Origin of the sequence: Acinetobacter sp. AS5 (assembly GCF_048957595.1) — a bacterium.
GTDB lineage: Bacteria > Pseudomonadota > Gammaproteobacteria > Pseudomonadales > Moraxellaceae > Acinetobacter.
The window spans coordinates 1-5,062 of the sequence record NZ_JARDAL010000095.1; the positions used below are offsets into that span (position 1 = coordinate 1).

A 5,062-nucleotide genomic window follows, 5' to 3' on the forward strand; every position below is an offset into this window, starting at 1 on the left:
TACACTTATCCAAATAGTACGACGGTGGCATTGAATACTGAAACGACATATGACTGGAATGCAGAAGAAGCCACAGTTCCTGTCAACTTGACTGTGACCAAAGTGATTCGCCTAAATGGTCAGGCCATTAGTGTGGGCGGTGGTGCTCGATATTGGGTTGATGATACTGACGGCAGCCCGAAAGGTTGGGGGGCACGTTTGGTCGCATCCTTTGTTTTCCCGAAATAATCAATTGAGTCTGTATTGATTAGAGTGACATTCAATGGATTTAAACTATATGCTTGAATTCGTTGGGTACTTTTTATTTAACGAAGTAGCAAAACCAGAAGTCATACAATATGGCTTCGACTTTTGTCTCTTAACTCGGTTGGAGGAACGCCAAACCAGCTTTTAAAGTTGCGACTGAAAATAGATAATTCTGCATAGCCCAACTGTAGAGCAATATCTGTCAAATTCACATTGCCTGCATCAAGCATACGAAGCGCTTCTTTTTTTCGGACATTTTCGAGTATATCTCGATAGGTTGTTCCTTGCATTTTTAAAGCGCGCTGAAGCTTTTTCGGATGCATTCCCATACAGAGTGCGATATTTTCAATGCTGCAGTCTCCTGTCGCCATCAGCATGCGGACTGAACTCTCTATCAGTGCGGTATTGTCTTCAGTTTTGGTGCTGCTTTGTGTTTCAAGCTGCTGTACGATTAGTTGATTAATGGCATCTTCATTAAAATTATAGGGTTTATAGCTTAAAAAGCTTGCGGGAAAATAAAGCGCATCCTCATCGGTTTCAAATTCCACTGGACAGGAAAAATGTGCTTGGAAAGTTTGAGCTCCTTTTTGTGGTGCTTTTTGCTTGAAGCAAATTTTTTCTGCATGCCACTGTGGGCCAATCAAATCTTTTAAAATATTCGCGACAAGGCAAATGGCCAGTTGTGATTTTTGTGGTACATCGGTGTTGTATTCACTTAAACGCACAAAGTTCAGCTTACAGAACAGAGCATTATGTTGCGAGACGTGAAAGACAACGCCTTCAGCATGTAAATAGACATACTTTTGCGCCACGCTTAAGGCTTCAAGTATGCTCGTTTGTCGGGACATATAGACGCCAATCAAACCGATTGTGCTAATATTTTGGAGTGCGCCGAGTTTTAAACCGAAGCAGTCATCCTGACAGGCTAAGGCCGCTTTTTCCAATAAATTTAAATAATGATCATAATGAATAAATGAATCTGGATCGCGGAGTAAAGCAGGTAAAATCCCGATCTCTTTCAAGATTCCTATAGGGTTTATGCCATAACTACGGACTAAGTCTTCAAAACCGCCGAGGCTGGCTGCACGAATATAACTTCCCATTACAACATTCCGTGTTGTCCTAAAAGATCAATTTAGTGTCCTAAAAAGTCAAGCATAATTCAAGTCATTTGTTAAAGTAGGATAAGAGATTATCTCAACCAACATAGAAAAGAAGTATTGAATCACCATTTTTAGCCGTGAAAGGAAAAGCATATGCAACTTACGGTTCAGTCTCATATCGAGCAAACAGTGATAGAACAGACATTGCACGATTGTTTTCAATTACAGCGCAAAAGCTTTCATCAGCAAGGCATTGAAACGATTGAACAACGCAAGCAACATTTACTGAATTTAAAAGCATTGATTAACAATCACCGTGAAGCAATTATTGACGCCTTGAATCGTGATTATGGAAATCGTTCACGCCATGAAACCTTATTAGCAGAAATTATAACTGTCACGGATGACATAAACGGCAGCATCAAACACTTGAAACACTGGACCAAAGTACAAAAACGACATGTCGATCATAGCCTGTATTTTGGTGCAAAAAACCGTGTGATTCCGCAGCCGCTGGGGGTGATTGGAATTATTGTGCCGTGGAATTTCCCCATCAATTTGATGTTCTCGCAATTATCTGCTGTGTTTGCTGCGGGAAATACCGCTATGGTTAAAATGTCTGAAAATTCAAGACATTTGGCTGAATTACTGATTGAGTTAAGTCCCAAATACTTTAAAGCGGAAAAATTACAGATTTTCGATGAGACTGGTGAAGTAGGCATCGCATTTTCAAAATTGCCGTTTGACCACCTGATGTTTACTGGCTCTGGTGCGACAGGGCGTAAAGTCATGGCTGCTGCAGCACAGAACTTGACGCCAGTGACTTTGGAGTTGGGTGGTAAATCTCCTGCGGTGATTGATCCTGAATACCCTATTGAGAAAGCTGTAGAACGCATTATGTTTGTGAAACAGTTTAATGCGGGGCAAATTTGTACCAATGTCGATTATTTATTTGTACATGAGTCGAAGTTACAAGCTTTTATTCAAGCCGCGGCAGCGTGGGTTCAGGAACATGTGCCTGATATTCATAGCAAAGATTATACTTCTGTGATTGATGAGCGTGCATTTCAGCGCTTAGTGCATAGCTTGGCAGATGCTGAAGCCAAAGGGGCCAGTTTGATTAATTTAAATCAGCAAGAACCAGATGCTGCGACACGAAAATTTCCACTGACTTTGGTATTGAACAGTAATGATGAGATGGAAATTGATACGCGTGAAACCTTTGGTCCGATCTTGATGGTCAAAACCTACCAAAAGCCTGAAGAGGTAGTAGACTATATTGTGCAGCGTGATCGTCCATTGGCTTTTTATCCATTTAGTAATAACAAAAGTTTAATCGATTTTTATATCAGCAGAGTTATGTCGGGCGGGGTTTCGGTCAATGATGCCTTATTTCATGTCGGGCAGCATGACTTACCCTTTGGTGGAGTCGGTGCCAGCGGGATGGGGCACTATCATGGTTATGAAGGCTTTTTGACTTTTTCTAAAATGCGCCCTGTATTTTATCAGGCGGGTTTTTCGAGTTTGAAGTTTCTCGCGCCACCGTATGGAAAATTTGCCAATTGGCTGTTGAATTTATTGATTCGCATGAAGTCATAAGCGCTTAAATTTTAAAACCTCAACATCACTTTTCACTTCAAGATGGATATTTTGAAGTGAAGGAATTAGTGTATTTAAAAACAGAAAAATAAAACTATTAAAGGAGTTAATAGTATGAATAATAAAGATTTTGATTATGATCAAATCGTGATTGGCTCAGGCTTTGGTGGATCGGTCAGTGCTTTACGCCTCAGTGAAAAAGGCTATAAAGTCCTGATTTTGGAGAAAGGCTTACGCCGTGAAGACAAGGATTTTCCAACCACCAATTTAGACACAAAAAACTATTTGTGGCGACCTGAACTGGGATTCAGAGGTACGATGCAATTTACTTTCACCAGTAAAACCACCATTTTGCATGGGGTGGGCGTTGGTGGGGGCTCACAAATTTATGCCAATGTACATTTAATTCCACCTGATGCAGTTTTTGAGTCGGAGGCATGGACCAAGATTCGTAAAGACTGGAAAGACACCTTAAAGCCGTTTTATGGTCTCGCTCAACGTATGTTGGGTACAGCGAATAATACTTATACCAATATTGCAGACGACACGTTAAAAGAAGTTGCGAGTGAAATTGGATATGCAAATTCATTTAAAACGGTGAATACGGGGGTCTTCTTTTCGCAAGTAGCTGGTCAAGAAGGACAATTAGCGAAAGATCCGTATTTCAATGGAGATGGACCAGATCGTAACTCCTGTATTTATTGTGGCAGTTGTATGTTGGGCTGTCGTAATAATGCCAAAAACACCCTCATGAAGAATTACCTGTATTTTGCTGAACGTAATGGGGTAGAAATTCGTCCAAGTTCTGAAGTCCTCAAAATTATGCCATTGAGTGAGGATGGTGGTGAAGGCTATGAAATCATTATCAAAGAAACTTTAGGTAAGAATGTTCGTCAATATAGTTTGCGCAGTCGTGGGGTAGTGTTATCTGCAGGGGTGATGGGTACGGTACCGATGTTGTTAAAAATGCGGGATCAGTATAAGACTTTACCCAATATTTCTTCATTGCTGGGACAGGAAGTTCGGACGAACTCGGAAACTCTGACCACAGTGAACAACACAGATAAAAAACTGGATGATGGGGTAGCAATCAGCTCTTTTATTTCGGTCGATGCAGATACCAATATTGAGGTCACACGGTTCCCTGAAGGTGCGGATGCTTCATGGATTTATATTCCATACGTGCCGATGGTGACCGGTCAGGGCTTTATGCGCTTTATGAAGTTTGTGTTCAATACACTGTTACATCCCTTAAAAACCTTTAAAGTACTGCGTTATAAGGGTAAAGCCAAAGACTCTATCATTTTATTGGTGATGCAAAAGTCTGAAGCATTCATTCATTTTGAATGGCGTAGAAAGTGGTATCGACTGTTCAAAAATAGTATCACTGCTGTGCAAAAAGAAGGGGACACGCCACTCACCGTTTCATTCCCTGCGGCTGAAGAAGCCACTAAAATGATTGCACAAAAGTTAGGTGGAGAACCTGGTTCTGCACTTACTGAAATTCTACTGGGAACGCCAACGACAGCACATATTATGAGTGGTGTCGCGATGGGCAATGACAAGTCGAATGGCGTTGTGGACTTCACTGGTCAAGTCTTTGGTTATCAAAATTTACGCGTATTAGATGGTTCGATTGTACCTGGGAATTTAGGTGTGAATCCCTCACTAACCATTACCGCACTGTCTGAATTTGCGATGAGTCAAATCCCAGTGTTCTCCGCAGAGCGGGCAGCAAAGATTCAGCGTATTGAATTTAGTCAGCCTTTGGAGGGACAGGTGTCTGACTTGAAGGGTACTGGTGATTTAGCCAGTGCATTAAGCAATGCTTAAAAAAGTGGATATGGTTTGGGCTGGTGATGGTGATGGTGTCTAATACGGCAAATTAGACAGCCCAAGCAATACAATCTTGAGATCATTATCCCTCTAACGCTGTATGACAGCGTTAGAGGGCGTTGCTGATTTTATGGGCTATAATTCAGAAATTCCTAAGCTAAGAAGAGAGCGAAAAGCTGTCTTACCTTTTTTACCGATCAATGAGTAATTGGGGGGCATTATTGAGTCTATTCATAAACCCAAAAGCCATGGTTTATTTTTTCTTGTTATAAAATATG

General features: G+C 41.1%; 3 protein-coding genes and 1 pseudogene. 3 read left to right on the plus strand and 1 reads right to left on the minus strand.

Annotated elements, in window-relative coordinates:
- Nucleotides 1–228: pseudogene (locus tag PV763_RS16995) on the plus strand (transporter); the annotation flags it as partial.
- 101 nt (nt 229–329) lie between these two features.
- Here the strand turns inward: PV763_RS16995 and PV763_RS17000 are convergent.
- Nucleotides 330–1,349: an AraC family transcriptional regulator gene (locus PV763_RS17000; RefSeq protein ID WP_045796736.1), complete on the minus strand. Its 1,020-nt coding sequence runs from the start codon at nt 1,347–1,349 to the stop codon at nt 330–332.
- A gap of 153 nt (nt 1,350–1,502) precedes the next feature.
- On the opposite strand from PV763_RS17000, the gene PV763_RS17005 reads away from it, so the two are divergent.
- Nucleotides 1,503–2,948, plus strand: a complete 1,446-nt coding sequence (locus PV763_RS17005) for a coniferyl aldehyde dehydrogenase (RefSeq protein ID WP_045796737.1) — start codon at nt 1,503–1,505, stop codon at nt 2,946–2,948.
- A 114-nt stretch (nt 2,949–3,062) separates the two neighbouring features.
- Nucleotides 3,063–4,781 carry a GMC oxidoreductase gene (locus PV763_RS17010; RefSeq protein ID WP_045796738.1) on the plus strand — a complete coding sequence of 573 codons (1,719 nt, stop codon included), beginning with the start codon at nt 3,063–3,065 and terminating at the stop codon, nt 4,779–4,781.
- Nucleotides 4,782–5,062: the final 281 nt, after the last annotated feature.